Raw genomic sequence first — 19,956 nt, forward strand, 5'->3', positions numbered from 1 at the left:
GCTCGCCCGGGAATTCAGCGCTCTACTTTTTATCTCTTCCCCAGCGAAGGCTGGGGCCCAGAGCCGGGAGCGCAGCGTTTCATGATCTCTGGGTCCCCGCCTGCGCGGGGAAAGAGAAGAGAGTTTTCAATAACTCAAACCCTGTCATCCCCCGCTTCATGCGGGGGGATCCATGCCGGTGGGTCCGATGACAGGTCACGGCATGGATTCACCGGATAAACCGGTGAATGACATGGGGAGAGACGGGTGTCGCATGAGCCTCCGGATCAAGTCCGAAGGCCGAGAGGTTCAGGCGCTACATCCCGGTCCTCGGGCTTGACCCGGGGACCCATGCGGCGGCTCAGCGCTGTTCCGCGCGCCAGACCACCTCGCCCTCGACCACGGTCATGACCGGACGGGCCTCGGCCAGTTCGGCGTCCGGCACGGTCATGAGATCACGGTCAAAGACGGAGAAGTCCGCCAGCTTGCCCACCTCGATCGTGCCCAGATCATCCTCGCGGAAGGTGGCGTAGGCGGGCCAGATGGTGAAGAGCTTGAGCGCGGTCTCCCGATCCAGCGCCTGTTCCAGATGCCAGTGCTCATCGGCGAAGCCATTGAGGTCGCGGCGCACGGCGGCGGCGTAGAACTCGATCCGCGCCTCGCCGCGCTCCACAGGCGCGTCAGACCCGCCTGCAATGATGGCTCCGCTGTCGATGAGCGACCGCCAGGCATAGGCGCCCTCAAGACGGTGCAGGCCGATGCGGCTGGCGGCGAAGTGCAGATCGCCAATGGCGTGGCTGGGCTGCATGGAGGCGATGACGTCCATGTCCCCAAAGCGCGGAATGTCGTTGGGGTGCAGCACCTGGGCGTGTTCGACGCGCCAGCGGGGTTCCGCAACAGCACGATCGGATGCGGGGACAGCCTCGAAGCTGTCTTCCATCCAGTTGAGCACATTGCGGTTGCCCGCATCGCCAATGGCGTGAATGGCGAGCTGCACGCCGTCCTCCAGGGCGCGCTGCATCATCGCTTCGGCGCGCTCTTCCTCGGACAGGAACAGGCCGGTGGTGTCCGGCGCATCGTCATAGGGTTCAAGAAGCGCCGCGCCGCGAGACCCAAGCGCGCCGTCCATGTAGAACTTCACGCCGCGCGCAATGACCCGGCCATCCGCCTCCATGCGCGGGGCGCGGCTGGCGACCGCGTCATAGTCTTCGGGATTGGCGTAGACCGAGACCCGGATGGGCAGGTCGCCGGCCTCGGCAAGGCCCGCCATGATGTCCACATCCGCGTAGGGCACGCTCATATCGTGCACGCTGGTCCAGCCCTGGGACGCCATGACTTCCGCGCCCAGCCGGTAGAGCGTCTCGCGCTCCTCGCCCGTGGGCTCGCCCGCCAGCGCCGCGAAGGGGGCCATGGCGGCGTCGATGATCATGCCGTTGGGCTGGCCGGTTTCATCCTTCAGGATGGCGCCGCCTTCGGGGTCGGGGGTTGAAGCGGTGATCTGCGCGGCGTTCAGCGCCGCCGTGTTGGCGACGAGGGCGTGGCCGTCCGCGCGCACCAGGATCACCGGACGTTCCGATTCGACTTCATCAAGATCCGCAGCGGTCGGGAAGCGTCCTTCTGGCCAATGGGTCTCGATCCAGCCGCGACCGGCGATGATCGAGGCGCTGTCGTCAGCCGCCGCTTCGGCGACCCGCGCCTTGAGATCCTCGATCGAGGCCGTGCCTTCAAGGTTCAGAGAGCGTTCGCGTTCGCCCACCCCGATGATATGGGCATGGGCGTCGGTGAAGCCGGGAAAGAGCGTTGCGCCGCCCAGGTCCACCGTGCGCGTGTCATCGCCCATATAGGACTGGCCATCGGCCAGGCTGCCGACAAAGACGATCCGTCCGTCATCCACCGCAATCAGCTCGGCGGTGGGCTGGCTTTCAACGCCGGTATAGATCGGACCGCCGGTGAAGACGGTGTCTGCGGCGTTCAGGCCGGCGGCCTGATTGACCGCTTGCGGATCAAAGCAGCCGGTCAGCGCCAGAGCGCCGGCGCTCAGCGAAAGCATGGCGAGTGTTGAACGGATCATGATGGTTCTCCCCGAAGTCGTTGAGGGGGAAACTAGCGCGGCGCGCCCGTCAGGTCACGGACAGGATGAGCCGGTCGATGATCAGGGGGATGCTGGCCGCCGCCGCCGCCATGATGGGGGGCAGCCCCATCGCGCCCTGGGCCACGCGCCAGTGGATGAACAGGCGCAGCAGGCTGTACAGCGTCATCGCCTGTCCGATCGCGCCCGGATCGGCCAGTCCGGCCGGGTAGAGCGCCAGCAAGAGCGCCTGGACATGGACCAGCACAAAGACGGTCCAGTTATGCACCACCAGCCAGCTGGCGAAGCGGTCCTTGAGACCCATCACCATCACCACGACTGCGGCGACGACCGGGAAGAGCAGCCAGAATCGCGCCCAGCTGATCACCGCGTCGACAAGGGTGAAGCGCATGTCCGCGGTGTAGGCGGCGGCGTTCTCGGCATAGAAATAGTTCACGCCGACAATCAGGAAGAAGAAGGCGGGCAGGGCCAGGATGACGCCCGAGAAGGAGCGGGCCACGCCCTCTGCGCTGACGTCGAAATGCTTGCGCCAGTCAGGTCTGAACGTCAGCAGCGCAAAGACGCCCGCAACGCCGGACCGCATGTCTCTGATAGCCTGTCTCATGATGCGAAAGTCTTGAAATACCTCTGCAGCACGTCGGCATAGATGGCGGCGAGACGGGTCACATCGCTGACCGGCACGCGCTCATCCACCTGATGCATGGTCTCGCCCACGAGGCCGAACTCCGCGACCGGGCAATAATCCTTGATGAAGCGCGCGTCCGAGGTGCCGCCGCCCGTGGTCAGCGCCGGATCATGGCCGGTCTGGTCCCTGACCGCGGCGCGCAGCAGATCGGTGAAGGGGCCGGTCTCGGTCAGGAAGGCGTCGCCGGTGACGGTCAGATCAAGATCGATATCGCCGAAAAACCCCTGTTCCGCGGCGACGGCCTGTTCGCGCAGCCAGGTCTTCAGCCCGTCTCCGGTCTGGGCGGTGTTGAAGCGGATGTTGAACTTCGCCGTCGCTTTCGCCGGGATGACGTTATGGGGGGCATTGCCCACATCGATCGTCGTCACCTCGAGATTGGAGGGCTGGAAGTGCGGCGCGCCCTCGTCCAGCGTCCGCGATGTGATCCGGTTGAGAAAGTCGATCAGCACCGGGATCGGGTTCTCGGCCTTTTCCGGATAGGCCACATGACCCTGCTGGCCCGTGACGGTGACGACGCCGTTGAGCGAGCCGCGGCGGCCCACCTTGATGGTGTCGCCCAGATGGTGCGGGTTGGTGGGTTCGCCCACCAGGCAGTGGTCAAAACGCTCGCCCTTCTCCGCGACAGCCTTGAGCAGCTTCTTCGTGCCGTTCACGGCGGGGCCTTCCTCATCGCCGGTGATCAGGAAGGCGATGGATCCGGCCGGCCGCCCCTGAGACTGAAGCAGCCGGGCGACGCCCGCGACCATGGCGGCGATGGCGCCTTTCATGTCCGACGCGCCGCGTCCCCACAGGACGTCGTCGGCGATCTCGGCCTCGAACGGACCGCGGCTCCAGGCCGCTTCATCGCCGGGCGGGACCACATCGGTATGCCCGGCGAAGCAGAAGACCGGCGCCGTCTGGCCCAGCCGGGCGTAGAGATTGTCCACCTCTTCGAACTTGAAGCGCGTGCATTCAAATCCCAGCGTTTCCAGCGCTTCGGACAACACGTCGAGCGCGCCGGCGTCAGCGGGCGTGACTGACGGCGCCTGGATGAGGCGGCGGGCGAGGGGGATCGGGTCGGTGAGGGCGGACAGATCAAGCATGACGCAGATTTAGGGCGTTTTCGCCACGGGCGCCATGCCTGACTATCGTCTGTCCATTCTAGTCGCGCAGCAGGGCGTTGATGGAGGTCTTGGCGCGGGTCTGGGCGTCGACGCGCTTGACGATGACGGCGCAATAGAGCCCCGGCTTGCCCGCTTCGCCCGGCAGATTGCCCGGCACCACAACGGCGTAGGGCGGCACCTCGCCGCGGAAGATCTCGCCGGTCTCACGATCGACGATCTTGGTGGAGCCGCTCAGGTAAACGCCCATGGCCAGGACCGCGCCCTCGCGCACGATCACGCCTTCGGCGACCTCGGCGCGGGCGCCGATGAAGCAATTGTCCTCGATGATCACCGGATTGGCCTGCAGCGGCTCGAGCACGCCGCCAATCCCGGCGCCGCCGGAAATGTGCACGTTCTTGCCGATCTGCGCGCAGGAGCCGACGGTGGCCCAGGTGTCCACCATCGTGCCTTCATCCACATAGGCGCCGATATTGACGTAGGACGGCATCAGCACCACGCCCTTGCCGATGAAGGCGCCCCGGCGCACGGCGGCGGGCGGCACGGCGCGGAAACCCGCTTCCTGGAATTCCGCCGCGTCCCAGCCTTCGAACTTTGACGCCACCTTGTCCCACCACGGGCCATGATCGGCGCCGCCGGGAATGATGCGGTTCGGGTTCAGACGGAAGGACAGCAGAACCGCTTTCTTCAGCCATTCATGAACGACCCACTGACCGGACTCGTCCCGACTGGCGACACGGGCTTCGCCGCTGTCGAGCAGGTTGAGCGCGGCGTTCACCGCATCGCGGACATCCCCCTGGGTCTGGGTGGTGAGCTGGTCGCGGTCGTCCCAGGCGGCGTCGATGACGGATTTGAGAGCATCACGGTTCATGGCGTCGTCTTCTTCTTGTTCTCGGCGGCGGCGTGCCAGTCGCCCAGGAAGGTGCGCAGGCAGTCCACGGCGTAATGGATGTGGGGAGGATGTACCAAGGGTTCGGGGCGAGCGCCATCCGCAAGCGCTTCGACGGGCGGATGCACCAGCACGGTGGTGAAGCCTACATCATGGGCGGTCTGCAGGTTCTTGACCGAATCCTCGAACATCACTGTGCTTTGCGGCGTGATCGAGAAATGGCCGGTAAAGCGGTCAAAGCCCTCCCGGTGGGGCTTGGGCGTGAAGGCGGCGGCCTCGATGTCATAGAGGTCTTCAAACAGCCCGTTCAGTCCGAGACGGTCGATCACCTTCTCTGCGTGCTTGCGCGAACCATTGGTGTAGACGATGCGTCGGCCGTCCAGCGCTTTGACATGTGCGGCGAGTTCGGGATCAGGCGTGATCACCGAATGATCGACGTCATGAACGAAATCGAGAAAGCTCGCCAGATCCCGCACCTGATTGTTCGCCAGCAATCCGTTCAGCGTGGTGCCGTAGGTCGTGTAGTAATGCTGCTGCATGGCGTGCGCTTCCTCCCGGGTGAGGGAGAATTCGCGCTGGACCCAGTCGGTCATCTTGTCGATGACCTGGCTCATCACGGCGGCGTCGGCGGGGTAGAGCGTCTCATCGAGATCGAACACCCAGGTGTCCACATGATGCAGGTCAGGGGTTCGGGTCACGGAAGCGGTTCCTCAAAGTCATTCAGGTCGAGCCGCATCACGCTGCCGCCGTCTTCGGGGGCGGGCGCAGCGCGGAACAGGGCGGGCTGGAAGCCCGAATTGGTGCATTCGCTCCGGGTCTGGCTCGTAAAGCGCGCCGGGGTGATGCAGAAGGCCTCGGTTCCGCCCGCCAGGGGGCGCAGGGCGTCCGCGTCGATCAGCTGCGCGTAGACATAGGTTTCATTGCTTGTGAGCTGGGCGGAGAGCGTCTGCGCGCAGCCGCCCGGCGCAATGCGCCACCAGCCGCGGGTTTCATATCCATCCCCGGCGGCGCGTGCGACGGCGACGCCCATGGGCAGGTTGGCGTCATTGCAGACCTGCAGCCCCAGCCCGGTATTGCGCGCCAGGGCGCGTTCATGCAGCGCCTCGATCAGAGCGGCGCGGTCCGCGCCGAAACTGCGGCCCTGGTCCTCTTCGAAGGCGGCGACCTGGCGGCGGGTGCGCCGGCCGGCATAGCCGTCGATGACATTGATGTCATAGCCCGCCGATTGCAGCAGGCGTTGCAGCCCGGCCTCCTCGGCCCGATCGCCGAAATCGGCGACCTCGACCAGGACGGCATGATCGCGTTCGGCGTCGGTCAGCTGGCGGAACTTGCGGGTCTCAAGGCCCAGGGTTTCGCAGTCCGCCACGCCTTCAAAGGCGAAGTCGGTCTCGTCCACGCAGATGTCGAGGCTGCCGCGCCATTCGCGCACCCCGCCCAGATAGGCGCGGGTGGTGCGGGCGTAGAGATATTGATCAGAGCTGGTGGACGGGCCGATCTCGGCGCAGCCGCCCGGCGCGATCCGCGCCCAGCCCTCCACGGCGAGCCCGGTGGGCGTGCGCCAGGCCTTGGCGGCTTCGACCATGAAGCTGGTCTCGTTGCACACCTGACCGGCCTGGGCCGCACCGCTGAAGCCCAGGGCGATGAAGGCGGCGATCAGGATCCGGTTCAGCATGTCGACAGTCCCGTTTGGCAGGGCGTGTCAGGGCCCCGGTGGCTATTCCCCGGCCGGCAGGGCCAGGGTGGAGATTTCCCCGCGCAGCTCATCCAGCCCGTCACGCTTGGCGCTGGAGGTGGCCGAGATCACCGGGAAGGCGGCGGGCCGCCGGGCGACTTTCGCCTGGGTTTCCTCAAGGCGCTTCTGCGCTTCGGATGGCTTGAGCTTGTCGGTCTTGGTCAGAACGATCTGGTACACCACCGCGGCGCTATCAAGAACCTTCATGATCGCTTCGTCAGAGGGCTTGATGCCGTGCCGGGAGTCGATCAGCAGGAAGACCCGCTTGAGATTGACCCGGCCGCGCAGATAGTTCTGCGTCAGGCGCGTCCAGCGCGCCGCGACCTCCTTGGGGGCTTTGGCGAAGCCATAGCCGGGCAGGTCGACGATGCGCAGCCGGCCATGCATGTCAAAGAAGTTCAGCTCGCGCGTGCGGCCCGGCTCGGTCGAGGCGCGCGCCAGCTGCTTGCGGCCGGTCAGGGCGTTGATCAGCGAGGACTTCCCCACGTTCGAACGGCCGGCGAAGGCCACTTCCGGCACATGGGTGTCGGGCAGGGTGTCCATGGACACCACGCCCAGCATGAAGTCGATCTGGCCCGAGAACAGCTTGCGACCCGCCGCGAGACGGGCCGCCTGTTCTGCCTGGGCTTCGGGAGAGGGCTCGGTCAGGGCCGCCTCCTATTTCTTCTTGCCGCCGCGCGGTTTTTTCGCTGCGGGGTTGGAGCTGACCCGGCGGCCGGTCGGCGCGGGCTTGGTCTCGGTTGCGGTGTCAGTCGGGGTCTTCCCGTCTGTCGCCGCATCATCGGCGTTGGCGTCATCGGCCAGGTCGCCGACAGCTTCCTCGACCTTGCCCTCAATCACCTGATTGGTGGCGGTCGGGGTGTCCTCGCCCTGGTATTTGACGGGCACGGCCTTGCCGGTCAGCTTTGAGCGCAGCTTGAAGAAGTTGCGATCGAGCTCGGTCACCACGCCCTGACGGCGCATGATCAGGTATTGCTGGCCGATGGTCAGGGTGTTGTTCCAGGACCAGTAGATGATCAGGGCCGCCGGGAAGGGCGCCATGATGATGGTGAAGATCACCGGCATGAAGGCGAAGATCTGGCGCTGGATCTTGTCGGCGGGCGGCGGGTTCAGCGATTGCTGGGCCCACATGGTCACGCCCATCAGGAGCGGCCAGACGCCGATCGCCAGGATCGGGCCGACAATCGGCAGGCCGGACGGATCATAGGGCAACAGGCCGAACAAATTGCCGATCATGGTCGGATCGGGCGCGGACATGTCCTGGATCCAGCCGAAGAAGGGCGCATGGCGCGCATCGAGCGAGATGAACACCGTCTTGTAGAGCGCAAAGAAGATCGGGATCTGCGGCAGCATGGGCAGACAGCCCGCCACCGGGTTGATGCGCTCCTTGCGATAGAGCTCCATCATCGCCTTCTGCTGGGCTTGCGGATCGTCTTTGTAGCGCTCGCGGATCTCGGTCATTTTCGGCGCGGCCGAGCGCATCTTGGCCATGGAGGCGAAGGCGCGGTTGTTCAGCGGGAACAGCACCAGCTTGATCAGAAGCGTCACGACCATGATGGCGAGGCCGTAATTGCCCAGCACGCCGTAGAAGAAGTGCAGCGCCGCGAAGAAGGGCCGGGTCAGGAACCAGAACATGCCCCAGTCGATCGCCATGGTCAGGCGGTCAATGCCCAGATCGTTTTCATAGGCGGCCAGGATCGGCTGTTTCTTGGCGCCGGCGAAGACATAACTCGTGGATTCGAGCGTGGCGCCCGGCGCGAGGGTTTCGGCGTCGCTGAGATAGTTGGACTCAAAGACCGGGCGGTCGGGACGCGAGACGACGCGGAACTGGGCGCGCACATTGGGCTGGCCTTCGGGCGCGACGGCGGCGAGCCAGTATTTGGAGGTGATGCCCATCCAGCCGCCGGGGCCGTTGCGCTCGATCAGGCCTTCATCTTCCCATTTCTTGAACTTGCGATCGAAATGGGTGCCGTCGATGACGCCGACCGCGCCTTCATGGAGCACGAAGAAATTCTGCAGGTCGGTCGGGACGCCATGCTGGCGCACCAGCGCATAGGGGCGAAGGGAGACGGCCGCCGAGCCATTATTGATGACGGTGTCATTGACGGTGAAGAGATAGTTCTCGTCCACCGAGATCGTCCGGCGGAAGGTCAGGTCGCCCGCGGCGTGCTCCAGCACCACCGGCGTGGTTTCGGTCAGCACATCGCCCTCGACCAGCGTCCAGTTCGTGCTCAGCCCCGGCAGGCCCTGGGGCGCATTGGCGCCGCCCAGCCAGCCGCTGGCGGCGAACTGATAGCCGTCAAAACCTTCCGGGCTCATCAAGGTCACCGGCACGCCGGAATCCACTTCGGTCTCGTAGCGCAGCAGCTGCAGGTCATCGATCCGTGCGCCGGTCAGCGACAGCGAGCCAGACAGGGCCTCGGTGCGGATCTCGATGCGCTGGGAGCGGGCGAGGGCGTCTTCACGGCTCATGCCGTTCTCGCCCAGCCCGGCGGCGAAGCCGGAGTCGGCGGCCTGGGGCGCGTCGTCGCCCGTCTCCTGGACCTGGGTTTCTGCCGTCGCCTGCTCAGCCGCTTCACGGTCTCGCGCCATCGGGTCGAGGATGAAGGCCTGATAGAAGAACAGAATGCCGATCGCTATGACGGCCGCGAGCAGGAAATTGCGGTTCTCACCCATGGGAGGAACGGTCCCTTACGGTTTTGAGGGCGTATGATCGCGCGAACCGCCCGTCGGTCCGCGTTCACGCCGCGCGAGGCTTATCAACGCGGCTTTCACATCGTCAAGCAAGGCCGGCCAGGATCGGGCCGCAGTTTGAGCGCGCGCAATGAACACATAGTCGGTTCCGGGCTGTCCGTGGAGGGGCAGCAACAGGCGGGCGGCTGCGCGCAATCGACGCTTGGCGCGATTGCGCGCCACGGCATTGCCGATTTTCTTGGTCGCCGTAAACCCGGCCCGGGTCGGGCCGTCGCGATCATCCTTGCGGACAAGCATCTGAATGACCACGGAGGGTTTGGCGGAACGCGGCGCTTCTCGCGCGCGTAAAAAATCGCGCCGCTCGGTGATCCGTGCGGCGCGATCTGGATACATCGTCGTGTCGTCTGGCGCCTGAATTAGGCGGACAGGCGCTTACGGCCCTTGGCGCGGCGACGCGCCAGAACCTGACGACCGGCTTTGGTGGCGGCGCGGGCACGGAAACCGTGGCGGCGCTTGCGGACCAGTTTGGACGGCTGGAATGTACGTTTCACGGTTCGGCTCCCATGGGGATCAGCGGCCGGTCTCCCGGCGGCTCAAAATTCGAGCCGCGGTGGATACGGGAGGTGAGCGCATGAGTCAAGCGCCCCACCGCCTCCGATTGCGGCTGTTCGCAGAGCTTATAGCATGGCTAGCGATCATATTCCGCCAGAAAACGCGGCGCCGGGGCGGGCAGCTGCAGTGCGCGCCGGACCGCAGGGCGCGCATCAATGCGCGCGATCCACGCCGCAAGGGCGTCGAGACCGTCAATCGAGACCCCAGCCCAGGAATGGCAGCGCACCCAGGGAAACATCGCCATGTCGGCGATCGAATACGCCTCGCCCGCCAGCCAGTCGCGACCGTGCAGGCGCGTGTTCAGGACTTCAAACAGACGCCGGGATTCGGTGGTGAAGCGCTTGAGGGCGCTCTCGCTGGCCTCCTCCTGATGCGGCGCGAAGCGGCGAAAGAACATGGTCTGGCCCATCATCGGACCCACGCCGCCCATCTGCAGCATAAGCCATTGCAGGGTTTCAGAACGGAGCTTGGGATCGTCGGACAGGAACAGATCGGATTTTTCGGCCAGATACCACAGCATGGCGCCTGATTCGAAGACGACGAAGTCTGAGGCGGCGTGATCGACCAGCACGGGAATCTTCCCATTGGGGTTGAGCGCCAGAAACGCAGGCGTCTTGTGGGTGCGGGCCGAGAAATCGATGGGTTCGAGCGAATAGTTCAGTCCGCTCTCTTCCAGAAAGATCAGCGGTTTCCAGCCATTCATCGTGGCGGCGGTGTACAGGGTGATGTCTGCTTCGGGCATGGTGGGGCGTCCTTGGTCACAGGGCGCAAGACGCCCGTCGCGCTGTGACTGCCCGCTCCAGTCGCGATGCGATATCGGGTCATGTCCGCACGGGAAACTACCTAGGCAGGCGATAAATCCGTGATTTTGAAATAAAGTTTCACGCCATGGTGAAGATGGCGCAGCGGGATGTGGTTTTCCCCTACTCGACGGCGCGGTCTATATCCGGTCACAACAGTCACACGAATGCTGAAGGGGTATCCGGATGGACGCCGAACCGAACCTGTCTGAAGACGCGCCAGAGACCGCGCCCTCCAAGCCGCTCTGGCGCCGCCTGGCGCCGCTGGTGATCCTCGTCGCCGGTCTTGCCGCCTTCTTCGCGCTGGGCGGGCAGCAATATCTCGACGCCGACCGCGCCCAGGCCCTGCTGCGTGACATGGACGGCTGGGTTCAGGACAATCTCCTGCTGGCGCTCCTCGCCTACACTGTCTTCTATGCGCTCGCCGTGGCGATTTCCGTGCCGGGCGCTTTGTGGTTCACCATTGGCTCGGGCTTCCTGTTCGGCGCGTATCTGGGCACAGGGGTCGCGGTGATCGGTTCGACCACCGGCGCGACCATCATCTTCCTTGCGGCGCGCTACGCCTTTGCGGACTGGGTGCGCCAGAAATTCCCCGGCTATGTGCAGAAGCTGCAGGACGGCTTCTCGCGGGACGCCTTCACCTACATCGTCATCCTGCGCCTGATCCCGGTGCTGCCCTTCTTCGGCATCAATATCGCGACGGCGCTTCTGAATGTGCCGGTGCGCGCCTATGCGCTGGGCACGCTGGTGGGGGTCATTCCGGGCGCCTATGTGTATGCGACCGTCGGCGCGACCATCAAACGCGCCGCGGCCGAGGGCGTGCCGAGTTTTGGCGCGCTTCTGACGCCGGAACTGATCTTCGCCATGGTCGCCTTCGCCGTGCTGGCGCTGCTGCCGATGGTTCTGCGCCGGGTGCGCAAGGACAAGGGAGAGGCCGCATGAGCCGCGAACGCATCAAGGCCGATCTCGCCATCATTGGCGCAGGCGCGGCGGGTCTTGTGACCGCTTCGGGCGCAGCGCAGCTGGGCCGCAAGGTGGTCCTGTTCGAAGCCGGCGAGATGGGCGGGGATTGCCTGAACTATGGCTGCGTGCCGTCGAAAGCGATCCTGACCGCCGCGCACAAGGTCCACGCCATCCGTGAGGCGGGGAAATATGGCGTCAGCGTGGGCGAGCCGAGCGTGGACTTCGCGAAGGTGCGCGAGACCATCCAGTCCGCCATCACCACCATCGAACCCAATGACAGCCAGGAGCGGTTTGAGGGCTTCGGCGTCCGGGTTGTGCGTGAATACGCCCACTTTGTCAGCGAGGACACGGTCGCGTCCGACAGCATCGAGGTGAAGGCCAAGCGCATCGTTGTCGCCACCGGCACGCGCGCCTTCATTCCGCCGGTCGAAGGGCTGGCCGAGGCGCCGTATCTGACCAATGAAACCATCTGGTCGCTGGAAACCCTGCCCGAGCATCTGATCGTCATGGGCGCAGGCCCGATCGGCATGGAGCTGGGACAGGCCTTCCGCCGGCTGGGCTCAGAAGTCACGATCATCGAAGCAGGCGAGCCGCTGGCGCGGTTCGAACCCGAGCATGCGGGGCTTGTCACCGACCAGCTGATGGCGGACGGCGTCACCCTGCATACGGGCAAGAGCGCGGCGCGCGTTCAGTCTGGCGATGCGGGGATCACGCTCACCCTGTCTGATGGCGAACAGGTCACGGGCAGCCATCTGCTGGTGGCGACGGGCCGCAAGCCGGTGCTCGACGGTCTGGAGCTTGAAGCGGCGGGCGTTGAAACCGACGCGCGGGGCATTGTCTGCGATGACCGTTTGCGGACGTCCAACAAGCGCGTCCTGGCGGCGGGCGACATCGCCGGCAAGGGCGGTTTGACCCATCTGGCGGGCTGGCATGGCAGCGTCATCCTGCGCAATCTCTATTACGGGCTGAGCACGGCTCAGTCCTCCCAGCCCATTCCGGCGGCGGTCTACACCGATCCGCCCATCGCCCAGATCGGCCTGACCGAAAGCCAGGCCCGCGCCGAGCATGGCGACACGGTGAAGACAGCAAGCTGGGGCTTTGACGACAATGACCGCGCGATCGCCGAGCATGATGTGCGCGGCGGCGTGAAGCTGGTTCTGGGCAAGGGCGGCAAGGTGCTGGGCGCACACGCGGCCGGTGCGCGCGCCGATGACCTCATCCAGATCGCGGGCGCGGTGATGGCCAGGGGCGGAACCGTCCGCGACCTCACAAGCCCGGTTGCGCCCTATCCGACGCGCGGCGAGATCTTCAAGCGCGCGGCGGGGTCCTACTATGAACCGGTGGTGTTCGGATCCATGGCGAAACTGCTCGCCCGGATCCTGAGCGCGTTTCACTAGAGCCTAAGTCCGGCTGGGGAGGCGGAGTGGAAATCAGGGCCGACATCCAGACACGCGCCGAACGCCGCGCAGCGCCCCTTGGGGCGATGCAGGCGGTTCGCAAGGCGCTGGTGTCCATGCCGGGCAAGCTCCTGGGCCTGTCCATCGGCTTTGTGCTACTGGCCGAGATCCTGATCTTCTTCCCTTCCGCGGCCAATTACCGCTCGGACTGGCTCACCGAGCGGACCGACGACGCCTATCTCGCCTCGCTCGCCGTGGAGACGGCGGACGAGATGGGGCTGGGCGACGAGATGATCGCCAATCTTCTCTCCAGCGCCGACGCCGTGATCGTGGGCCGGGTCTATGACGGCATGAACGTGCCATTGCTGGCGCAACCGGGCGGGATCGGCGCGGCCCCCGTGGTCGAGGTAATGCTGGCCGAAGAGAATCTCTTCAAGCGCATCTTCAACACCATTGGCGTGTTCCTGGCCCCGGAGGGGCGGTATCTGCTGATCATCGATGAACCCATGGCGGGCGCGGCGGGGCTGATCAGCGTGGTGGTGCCTGAAGCCGGTCTGAAGCGAGACCTCTACGCCTATTCGGGCCGGGTGCTGTGGCTGTCCATTTTCATCGCGGTGATGACGGGCGGGCTGATCTATCTGTGCCTGATGTTCATGTTCGTCCGCCCCATGCGCAAGCTGGCCCAGGCCATGACCCAGTTCCAGCAGGACCCCGGCAATCCCGCCTGCACCGTGGCGCTGTCGCGCCGGTCGGACGAGATCGGGGAGGCGGAAAGCGCGCTCGCGGCCATGCAGGACGAAGTGCGCACGGCCTTCCGCCAGCGCGAACGTCTGGCGGCGCTGGGCGGGGCGGTGGCGCGCATCAATCATGATCTTCGCAATGTGCTGACCAGCGCCCAGCTGATCTCCGATCGCCTGTCGTCGAACGCGGATGAGCGGGTGGCGGCCATGGGCGCGCGCCTGGTGCGCGCGGTCGATCGCGGCATCCGCCTGTGTGAGGACACGCTGCAATATGGCCGATCCGAAGAGCGCCCGCCCGAGCTGCAGCCGGTCAATCTGCGCGCCGCGCTTGATGATGCGGCGGGGGACGCCTTTGCGGCTACTGGCGCTGCGGACTGGCGCAACGAGGTGGATGAGGGATTGCTCGTCGAGGCGGACCCGGACCATCTGCACCGCATTTTCCTGAACCTGTTCCGCAATGCGCTACAGGCCATGGAGAAGACGCCAACGCCGCTGATCCATGTGCGCGCCCGTCTGTTGGGGGCCGGTGAGAGCGTCTGTGTGGAGGTCTGCGATACGGGGCCGGGCGTGCCGGCGCGCATTGCCGAAACCCTGTTCGAGCCTTTCGGACGGACGGGATCCAGAGGCGGGTCTGGGCTGGGCCTGTCCATTGTTCGCGAACTGGCGCGGGTGATGGGCGGCGATGTGCGGCTGCAGTCGAGTTCAGATGCGGGCGCAGTCTTTGAGGTCCGTCTGCGCTTCCAGGAGCGCTGACCGGACGAGGCGTCCTCGTCCGGCCCGGCCTTCAAGCCCGGATCAGCGCCTAGCGCTCCTCGTACTCTCCATCATAGCGATGGTTGTCATTGTCCCAGCGATGGGGATGAAAGCGCGAGGCGCGATCACTCGTCTCAAAGGGATAGCTGGGTGTCCAGGGCGCATTGGCGCGCCGTTTCTTGGCTTTCTGGGCGGGGCCCGTCTTCTTCAATCCGGCCATGGCCGTAGATCCTGATGCTGATGGAGTGTGAAGCCGGGCGGCTTGAGGACCGCCCGGAAATGTCCGCCCGGCCTAGCGGCCGACGGCGGACAGCATGGCCCACAGATCGCGTGCGCGAACCTTGTTGGGACGCGGTTTGTCCGCGCCGGGATGAAGGTGAGCATCGGAGCTGCTGGGTCTGTAAAGAGAGGCGGCTTCACCACCAAACATGGCCGAACGGGCCGAGCTGGCGATTGAGGACTGATACTGCGTGCGCATCGCGCACACTCTCCATAACAAGATAGGCGCCGGCGAATGCTGGGGCGTCGCGACGCGATACGCGCCGCACGCAATAGATGGCGATTGAATTCTGTTTTCGGCAAGTGGAGTTTTGTCGCAACTGAAAACAAATTGTTACAAACCAGGGTCTGCCCTTGTTTCCGGTTGCAGGCGTCGCCCTTCGGGCGTATTGACCGCAGCGATGACGGACCCCGCGCGAGGGCGCGCGGGGCGGACTGTCAGCCTGTGGAGCTCTCGCTTCCATGACGCATGGCGTCAGCATTCGCCCGGCGACGATTTCGGACATTCTGTTTCTGATGCATCTGGAGACCCGGTTTCCCCCGGGAGACCAGATTTCCATGCGCAGCTGGCGGCGTTTCCTGTCGCGCGAAGGCTGCGTCCAGATCGCGGAATCCGCTGACGGGGCCTTGGGCGCTGTGGTCGTGCTTGTGCGGAAGGGCGGGCAGACCGCGCGAATCTACTCTCTCGCCGTGGATGAAACCGCACAGGGCCGTGGAGCAGGCCGCCATCTCGTGGAGGCGGCCATCAACTATGCGGCCCGGGCAGGCTGCTCACGAGTGAGCCTTGAGGTCCGGCCCGACAACGACCCGGCCCGCGCCCTTTATCGCAAGTGCGGTTTTGTGGAACGCGGCGTCAAACCCGAACATTATGCAGACGGTACGTCTGCCCTGGTTATGGACAGAGCGGTCCCGCGCGGACCTGCGGAGACTTTGGAACAATGACGGACTGGCTGATTCTGGTCGAAAGCGATTCCGACCTCAAACAGACCGAAACCCCGCACAAGGTGATGCGGGTGTCAGACTATCTGGCGAACCCGACCCTGTTCGCCGGACGGCGCCCCTATGTGCTCAATCTGGCGCGCTCCTATGCCTATCAGGGCGCGGGCTATTACGCGGCGCTGCTGGCCGAGGCGCGCGGTCACCGGGTCAGTCCGACGGTTCAGACCATGGTCGAGCTGTCGCGCAAGGACCTCTACGCGCACGCCCTGCCGGATTTGAACGCCCGGCTGTCGGACACTCTGGCCAAGGGTGTCGCGCCCGTGGAGGAGGTGTTCATCGCCTTCTCCAAGACGGCCCAGTCTGGCTACGAGCGTCTCGCGCGCGAGGTCAGCGACTGGTTCCGCACGCCGGCGCTGGAGCTGGAGATCAGTCTGGAGCGCACCCCGCGCATCACGCGCATCCGGCCGGTGCCGCTGAACAGGATGAGCGCGGATCAGCGCGCCTTCTTCTTGCAGGCGCTGGCGAGCTATACCCGCACGACCGTGCGCAATCCGAAGGCCAAGGCGCACGCCAAATGGTCGCTGGCGGTGCTGGTCGACCCCAATGAGCACACCCCGCCCTCGCAACCGTCCGACATCAACCGCCTCATCGATGTGGCGGGCAAGATGGGCGTGGATGTGGAAGTGCTCGACACCAATGACCTGCCGAGCCTGGCCGAATTTGACGCGCTCTTCATCCGGGCGACGACCTCGATCGACAATATCACCTATCGCTTCGCCCGCCGCGCCGATCAGGAAGGCATGCCGGTGATTGACGACCCGGTCTCGATGATCCGCTGCACCAACAAGGTGTATCTCAAGGAATTGCTGGAAAAGGCGCATGTGCCGATCCCGCCCACCGAGGTGATCGACAAGAAGTCCGACCTCAAGAAGGTGTTCGAGCGTCTGGGCGCGCCGGTGATCCTGAAGACGCCGGACGGCTCGTTCGGGCTCGACATGGTCAAGGCGCAGACGCTGGAAGAGCTCGAAGCGGGGGCCAAGCGCCTCTTTGCCGAGACCGCGCTTCTGATCGCGCAGGGCTTCGTGCCCACCACCTTCGATTGGCGCATTGGCGTTCTGGGCGGCAAGCCGCTGTTCGCCTGCCGTTATGGCATGGCGAAAGGCCACTGGCAGATCGTCAAGCATGGCGAGAACGGCAAGATGACCGCCGGACGCACCTCCACCCTCGCCATCGAGGACGCGCCGCAGGAGGTGGTGGAGACCGCCGTGCGCGCCGCGCGCCTGATCGGGGACGGGCTGTACGGGGTGGATCTGAAGGAAACCGAGGCGGGGGTCATGGTCATGGAGATCAATGACAACCCCAATCTCGAACACTCCGTCGAGGGCGCGGTCCTCAAGGACGCGCTGTGGAAGGCCATTGTCGACTGGTTCTCGACCCGGCTTGAAAAACGCCTGTCCGCCGGGCGCTAGATGCAAACAGGGCCGCGCAGTGCGCGGCCCTTGTCATTGGAGTTCGTATCAAGCCTAGGGCTGGGCGGCGATGCCGTCCCGGCGCGGGTCCGCCGCGCCGATCAGCGTACCGTCTTCCAGCTCGCGCACGATATGGATGCCGGAGTTTTCCCCGCGTCCGCCCTGAATGGTGAAGCCGCGATCGCGCAGTTCGGCCATGATGGCTTCATCAAAGCCTTCCTCGATATTCACCGTGTCGCCGCGCGCGACCACATTGGGCAGGGCCGCGGCGTCTTCCGGGCTCAGCCCCCAGTCGAGCATGCCGACCAGGGATTTGGCGGTGTAGGCGATGATCGAATTGCCGCCCGGCGAACCGGTGGCCAGCTCGAAATCACCATTGGCGTCCAGAACGATGGTCGGGGACATGGACGAGCGCGGGCGCTTGCCCGGTTGCACGGCGTTGGGCAGCAGGCGACCCTCTTCGTCACGCGCAACGAACGAGAAGTCGGTGAGCTGGTTGTTGAGGAAGAAGCCGCCGACCATGCGGCCCGAACCGAACGGGCTTTCCACGGTGGTGGTCATGGAGACCACATCGCCATCCGCATCCATCACCACGAAATGGCTGGTGCCGGGGCGATCATCGGTGGCGTCTTCAGGGCGGTCTTCCGCGCCCGGCGGCGTGCCGTGGCTGACCTCTGCGATGGCTTGCTGAGGATTGATCAGCTGGGCGCGCGAGGCGAGATAGTCGCGATCGAGAAGCCCCTCGACCGGCACATCCACAAAGTCCGTATCGCCCACATAATGGTCGCGGTCGGCATAGGCGAGGCGGCTGGCCTCGATGAACAGCGCCCAGCCATCGGCCGTTTCCGGACCGTTCGCGCTCATGTCGAACTGTTCAAGCATGCCCAGGATCGCGCCGACGGCGATGCCGCCGGAAGCGGGCGGCGGCGCCGAGCAGATCTGATGGTCGCGATAGGGCGAGCACAGGGCGCTGACCTTCACCGGCTCGTAAGCGGCGAGGTCCTCTTCGCTCAGATAGCCCAGACGCGGCGCTTCATTGACAGCGGCGACGATGGCGCGGGCGAGATCGCCCTCGTAGAAATTGCGCCAGTCGGCGGCGATCAGGCGCAGGCTGTCGGCATAGTCTGGATTGGTGAGCACATGTCCCACCGGCCAGGCCTCGCCAGTCTCGTCGAACAGGTAACCGGCGGCGACGCCGGTCTCTTCCATGTCGGTGAAGCCCGCCATGCGCTGGGAAATGCTGTTCAGGCGCGGGGCGACCTCAAAGCCGTTCTCGGCGAGATCGATGGCGAAACTGAAATTGTCCGCCCAGTCGAGCTGGCCGTGATCGGCGTGGGCCATGTGCAACATGGCGACCGCGCCCGGCGCGCCGGTGGACAGGCCCGAACGCCAGGCTTCCACATAAGGGTAGGGCTGGCCGGTCTCGGGATTGATGAAGAGGTTTTCGTCCGCGCCCATAGGCGCGCGTTCGCGGCCGTTATAGACGTTCACTTCGCCGGTCGAGGCGTCGTAGTGGACCATGAAGGCCCCGCCGCCAATGCCGGAGCTTTGCGGCTCCACAAGGCTGAGCACGGTCTGCACCGCGATGGCGGCGTCCACGGCGTCCCCGCCGGCGCGCAGGGCGGCGAGGCCGGCCTCCACAGCATCCGGGTTGGCCGCCGCGACCATGCCGCCCATAGGGGCGGCGGTTTCGGTCGGCTCCGCCGCAGACGGGGCGGGCGTCTCGGTTTCAGACGGCGCATTGCAGCCCGCAAGGGCGAAGGCGGAGGCGGCGGTGAGCAGGGCGATACGGGTCATGCTATCCTTTCACAGCCTTCAAAGGCCGGTTCTCGTCTGGGCCGTTAGAGGCCGGGAGTTTCAAACGGACGGGCTTCATCCATCAAGAAGTCTTTCAAGCGTCGCGCCGCATTGTGCAGCGCACGTCCTTCTGGCCAGAGCAGATGATATCCCCAGCCAAGTGGGGTCACCCCTGCGCCGATCAAGAACACCAGCCGTCCGGCCTTGATGTCCGGTTCGGCGAGACTGCGGCGCGCCAGCGCCAGCCCGCGCCCCTGACAGGCGGCCTCCAGCACATGATCATGACGATTGTACCGGTCCCCGCTCAGCGTGTCCTGACGCCTGACGCCGCGGTGCTCGAGCCATTGCGCCCAGCTGGGTCCGACCGGTTCGCCCCCCGTGCGTTCATGATGAACAAGGGGGAGGGCGTCGACGGCGGCGCGCCAGTTCACCCGTTCGGCGTCCGGATGCAGCAATTGGGGCGCGACCGCCGGGGTCAGGCTCTCGCTGAGCAATTCCAGAGTCTGCACGCCCTGGGGCGGGGCGGGCATGAACCGGATCTCGATATCAAGCTGGAAGCGATGCAGGCTTTCCGGCGTCGGATCGGTGATCAGCTGGACGCGGTATTCAGGATGGTCCGCCTCGAAGCGATTGATCCGCGCGGACAGCCACCGCGCGGCGAAGGCGCCCGGCGCGCCCAGTCGAATCAGGCCGGGATCCTGATGAGCGCTCAGCCTGATGCTGGCTTCGCGCAGGCGCTGGAAGGCGTCATGGACCATTTCGGCTGTGGCGCGGCCCTGGGCGGTCAGGGCGAGTCCGCGTCCGGCGCGGACAGTCAGCTTGGTCCCGATCAGTTCTTCCAGCAATCGGACCTGTTGCGAAACCGCACCACTGGTCACACCCAACTCAGCCGCCGCCCGGGTCACGCTTCCGTGACGGGCCACGCACTCAAAGGTCCGCAAGGCATTGAGCGGCAAGGAAGAAGCGGTCTCTGCTGTTAGTTTATCTAAATCCATGTTGAGCGCTTCTTAATTGTGTCACGATGCGACATCCGTCAGCG

The 19,956-nt window shown here is 65.4% G+C and carries 20 protein-coding genes; 5 read left to right on the plus strand and 15 right to left on the minus strand.

The features are described 5' to 3' along the window. Window positions 1–340: 340 nt before the first annotated feature. The 11 genes from B2Z70_RS10500 to B2Z70_RS10550 all read right to left on the minus strand — a co-directional run bounded on the left by B2Z70_RS10500 (window position 341) and on the right by B2Z70_RS10550 (window position 10,522). Window positions 341–2,050 (minus strand): amidohydrolase, encoded by a 1,710-nt coding sequence (locus B2Z70_RS10500; RefSeq protein WP_292983119.1) that lies wholly within the window; start codon window positions 2,048–2,050, stop codon window positions 341–343. A 49-nt stretch (window positions 2,051–2,099) separates the two neighbouring features. Continuing rightward, on the minus strand, window positions 2,100–2,672 hold the full coding sequence (locus tag B2Z70_RS10505) for a hypothetical protein (RefSeq protein WP_292983121.1): 573 nt from the start codon (window positions 2,670–2,672) through the stop codon (window positions 2,100–2,102). Further along, a complete protein-coding gene (gene dapE / locus B2Z70_RS10510; protein ID WP_292983123.1) occupies window positions 2,669–3,835 on the minus strand; it encodes a succinyl-diaminopimelate desuccinylase in 1,167 nt (388 codons plus the stop codon). The genes B2Z70_RS10505 and dapE overlap by 4 nt, the downstream gene beginning before the upstream one ends. Before the next feature lie 58 nt (window positions 3,836–3,893). Continuing rightward, entirely contained in the window at window positions 3,894–4,724 is an 831-nt protein-coding gene (dapD, locus tag B2Z70_RS10515; protein ID WP_009802956.1) for a 2,3,4,5-tetrahydropyridine-2,6-dicarboxylate N-succinyltransferase, read from the minus strand. Further along, complete coding sequence (locus B2Z70_RS10520; protein ID WP_292983125.1) at window positions 4,721–5,440, minus strand: pyrimidine 5'-nucleotidase; 720 nt, start codon at window positions 5,438–5,440, stop codon at window positions 4,721–4,723. Before B2Z70_RS10520 ends, dapD begins: the two co-directional genes overlap by 4 nt. Continuing rightward, window positions 5,437–6,414 (minus strand): DUF1036 domain-containing protein, encoded by a 978-nt coding sequence (locus tag B2Z70_RS10525; protein WP_009802958.1) that lies wholly within the window; start codon window positions 6,412–6,414, stop codon window positions 5,437–5,439. Before B2Z70_RS10525 ends, B2Z70_RS10520 begins: the two co-directional genes overlap by 4 nt. Before the next feature lie 42 nt (window positions 6,415–6,456). After that, window positions 6,457–7,035 (minus strand): ribosome biogenesis GTP-binding protein YihA/YsxC, encoded by a 579-nt coding sequence (yihA, locus tag B2Z70_RS10530; protein WP_009802959.1) that lies wholly within the window; start codon window positions 7,033–7,035, stop codon window positions 6,457–6,459. A gap of 96 nt (window positions 7,036–7,131) precedes the next feature. Beyond that, the gene (gene yidC, locus B2Z70_RS10535) at window positions 7,132–9,150 is read right to left on the minus strand and encodes a membrane protein insertase YidC (protein WP_292983128.1); all 2,019 of its coding nucleotides are present in this window, start codon (window positions 9,148–9,150) and stop codon (window positions 7,132–7,134) included. Between the two features lie 15 nt (window positions 9,151–9,165). Next, on the minus strand, window positions 9,166–9,561 hold the full coding sequence (gene rnpA, locus B2Z70_RS15425) for a ribonuclease P protein component (protein WP_009802961.1): 396 nt from the start codon (window positions 9,559–9,561) through the stop codon (window positions 9,166–9,168). A gap of 23 nt (window positions 9,562–9,584) precedes the next feature. After that, window positions 9,585–9,719, minus strand: coding sequence for a 50S ribosomal protein L34 (gene rpmH / locus B2Z70_RS10545; protein WP_040612710.1), 135 nt, complete (start codon window positions 9,717–9,719; stop codon window positions 9,585–9,587). A 137-nt stretch (window positions 9,720–9,856) separates the two neighbouring features. Then, complete coding sequence (locus B2Z70_RS10550) at window positions 9,857–10,522, minus strand: glutathione S-transferase family protein (RefSeq protein WP_292983133.1); 666 nt, start codon at window positions 10,520–10,522, stop codon at window positions 9,857–9,859. Window positions 10,523–10,766: 244 nt separating this feature from the next. Between B2Z70_RS10550 and B2Z70_RS10555 the strand changes: the two genes are divergently transcribed. Genes B2Z70_RS10555 through B2Z70_RS10565 form a run of 3 tightly spaced genes read left to right on the plus strand, consistent with a single transcriptional unit; the run spans window position 10,767 to window position 14,433 of the window. Beyond that, window positions 10,767–11,522 (plus strand): TVP38/TMEM64 family protein, encoded by a 756-nt coding sequence (locus B2Z70_RS10555; protein ID WP_009802963.1) that lies wholly within the window; start codon window positions 10,767–10,769, stop codon window positions 11,520–11,522. Continuing rightward, on the plus strand, window positions 11,519–12,940 hold the full coding sequence (locus tag B2Z70_RS10560; RefSeq protein ID WP_292983135.1) for a dihydrolipoyl dehydrogenase family protein: 1,422 nt from the start codon (window positions 11,519–11,521) through the stop codon (window positions 12,938–12,940). The genes B2Z70_RS10555 and B2Z70_RS10560 overlap by 4 nt, the downstream gene beginning before the upstream one ends. A gap of 26 nt (window positions 12,941–12,966) precedes the next feature. Next, window positions 12,967–14,433 (plus strand): sensor histidine kinase, encoded by a 1,467-nt coding sequence (locus tag B2Z70_RS10565; protein WP_292983137.1) that lies wholly within the window; start codon window positions 12,967–12,969, stop codon window positions 14,431–14,433. Window positions 14,434–14,482: 49 nt separating this feature from the next. Here the strand turns inward: B2Z70_RS10565 and B2Z70_RS10570 are convergent, their stop codons facing one another. Both B2Z70_RS10570 and B2Z70_RS10575 read right to left on the minus strand, forming a co-directional pair. After that, a complete protein-coding gene (locus tag B2Z70_RS10570) occupies window positions 14,483–14,653 on the minus strand; it encodes a hypothetical protein (protein WP_009802966.1) in 171 nt (56 codons plus the stop codon). A gap of 72 nt (window positions 14,654–14,725) precedes the next feature. Further along, a complete protein-coding gene (locus B2Z70_RS10575; protein WP_009802967.1) occupies window positions 14,726–14,911 on the minus strand; it encodes a hypothetical protein in 186 nt (61 codons plus the stop codon). Window positions 14,912–15,174: 263 nt separating this feature from the next. Here B2Z70_RS10575 and B2Z70_RS10580 point away from each other — a divergent pair, with 263 nt between their 5' ends. Both B2Z70_RS10580 and B2Z70_RS10585 read left to right on the plus strand, forming a co-directional pair. Further along, window positions 15,175–15,654, plus strand: coding sequence for a GNAT family N-acetyltransferase (locus tag B2Z70_RS10580; RefSeq protein WP_292983139.1), 480 nt, complete (start codon window positions 15,175–15,177; stop codon window positions 15,652–15,654). Further along, a complete protein-coding gene (locus B2Z70_RS10585) occupies window positions 15,651–17,120 on the plus strand; it encodes a RimK family ATP-grasp domain-containing protein (RefSeq protein WP_292983141.1) in 1,470 nt (489 codons plus the stop codon). The genes B2Z70_RS10580 and B2Z70_RS10585 overlap by 4 nt, the downstream gene beginning before the upstream one ends. 54 nt (window positions 17,121–17,174) lie before the next feature. Here the strand turns inward: B2Z70_RS10585 and ggt are convergent, their stop codons facing one another. Together ggt and B2Z70_RS10595 are read right to left on the minus strand one after the other, a co-directional pair. Then, on the minus strand, window positions 17,175–18,917 hold the full coding sequence (gene ggt / locus B2Z70_RS10590; RefSeq protein ID WP_292983143.1) for a gamma-glutamyltransferase: 1,743 nt from the start codon (window positions 18,915–18,917) through the stop codon (window positions 17,175–17,177). Window positions 18,918–18,961: 44 nt separating this feature from the next. Beyond that, window positions 18,962–19,912, minus strand: coding sequence for a LysR substrate-binding domain-containing protein (locus B2Z70_RS10595; protein WP_292983145.1), 951 nt, complete (start codon window positions 19,910–19,912; stop codon window positions 18,962–18,964). Window positions 19,913–19,956 lie beyond the last annotated feature (44 nt).

The sequence above is a fragment of the Oceanicaulis sp. UBA6590 genome, from assembly GCF_002433705.1.
Lineage (GTDB): Bacteria > Pseudomonadota > Alphaproteobacteria > Caulobacterales > Maricaulaceae > Oceanicaulis.

What these genes read in the sequence shown, in the direction of transcription:
- B2Z70_RS10500 (WP_292983119.1), bottom strand. Translation starts at nt 2,050, where the DNA reads ATGATCCGTTCAACACTCGCCATGCTTTCGCTGAGCGCCGGCGCTCTG.
- B2Z70_RS10505 (WP_292983121.1), bottom strand. Translation starts at nt 2,672, where the DNA reads ATGAGACAGGCTATCAGAGACATGCGGTCCGGCGTTGCGGGCGTCTTT.
- dapE (WP_292983123.1), bottom strand. Translation starts at nt 3,835, where the DNA reads ATGCTTGATCTGTCCGCCCTCACCGACCCGATCCCCCTCGCCCGCCGC.
- dapD (WP_009802956.1), bottom strand. Translation starts at nt 4,724, where the DNA reads ATGAACCGTGATGCTCTCAAATCCGTCATCGACGCCGCCTGGGACGAC.
- B2Z70_RS10525 (WP_009802958.1), bottom strand. Translation starts at nt 6,414, where the DNA reads ATGCTGAACCGGATCCTGATCGCCGCCTTCATCGCCCTGGGCTTCAGC.
- yihA (WP_009802959.1), bottom strand. Translation starts at nt 7,035, where the DNA reads ATGCTGGGCGTGGTGTCCATGGACACCCTGCCCGACACCCATGTGCCG.
- yidC (WP_292983128.1), bottom strand. Translation starts at nt 9,150, where the DNA reads ATGGGTGAGAACCGCAATTTCCTGCTCGCGGCCGTCATAGCGATCGGC.
- rnpA (WP_009802961.1), bottom strand. Translation starts at nt 9,561, where the DNA reads ATGTATCCAGATCGCGCCGCACGGATCACCGAGCGGCGCGATTTTTTA.
- B2Z70_RS10550 (WP_292983133.1), bottom strand. Translation starts at nt 10,522, where the DNA reads ATGCCCGAAGCAGACATCACCCTGTACACCGCCGCCACGATGAATGGC.
- B2Z70_RS10555 (WP_009802963.1), top strand. Translation starts at nt 10,767, where the DNA reads ATGGACGCCGAACCGAACCTGTCTGAAGACGCGCCAGAGACCGCGCCC.
- B2Z70_RS10560 (WP_292983135.1), top strand. Translation starts at nt 11,519, where the DNA reads ATGAGCCGCGAACGCATCAAGGCCGATCTCGCCATCATTGGCGCAGGC.
- B2Z70_RS10570 (WP_009802966.1), bottom strand. Translation starts at nt 14,653, where the DNA reads ATGGCCGGATTGAAGAAGACGGGCCCCGCCCAGAAAGCCAAGAAACGG.
- B2Z70_RS10575 (WP_009802967.1), bottom strand. Translation starts at nt 14,911, where the DNA reads ATGCGCACGCAGTATCAGTCCTCAATCGCCAGCTCGGCCCGTTCGGCC.
- B2Z70_RS10580 (WP_292983139.1), top strand. Translation starts at nt 15,175, where the DNA reads ATGACGCATGGCGTCAGCATTCGCCCGGCGACGATTTCGGACATTCTG.
- B2Z70_RS10585 (WP_292983141.1), top strand. Translation starts at nt 15,651, where the DNA reads ATGACGGACTGGCTGATTCTGGTCGAAAGCGATTCCGACCTCAAACAG.
- ggt (WP_292983143.1), bottom strand. Translation starts at nt 18,917, where the DNA reads ATGACCCGTATCGCCCTGCTCACCGCCGCCTCCGCCTTCGCCCTTGCG.
- B2Z70_RS10595 (WP_292983145.1), bottom strand. Translation starts at nt 19,912, where the DNA reads ATGGATTTAGATAAACTAACAGCAGAGACCGCTTCTTCCTTGCCGCTC.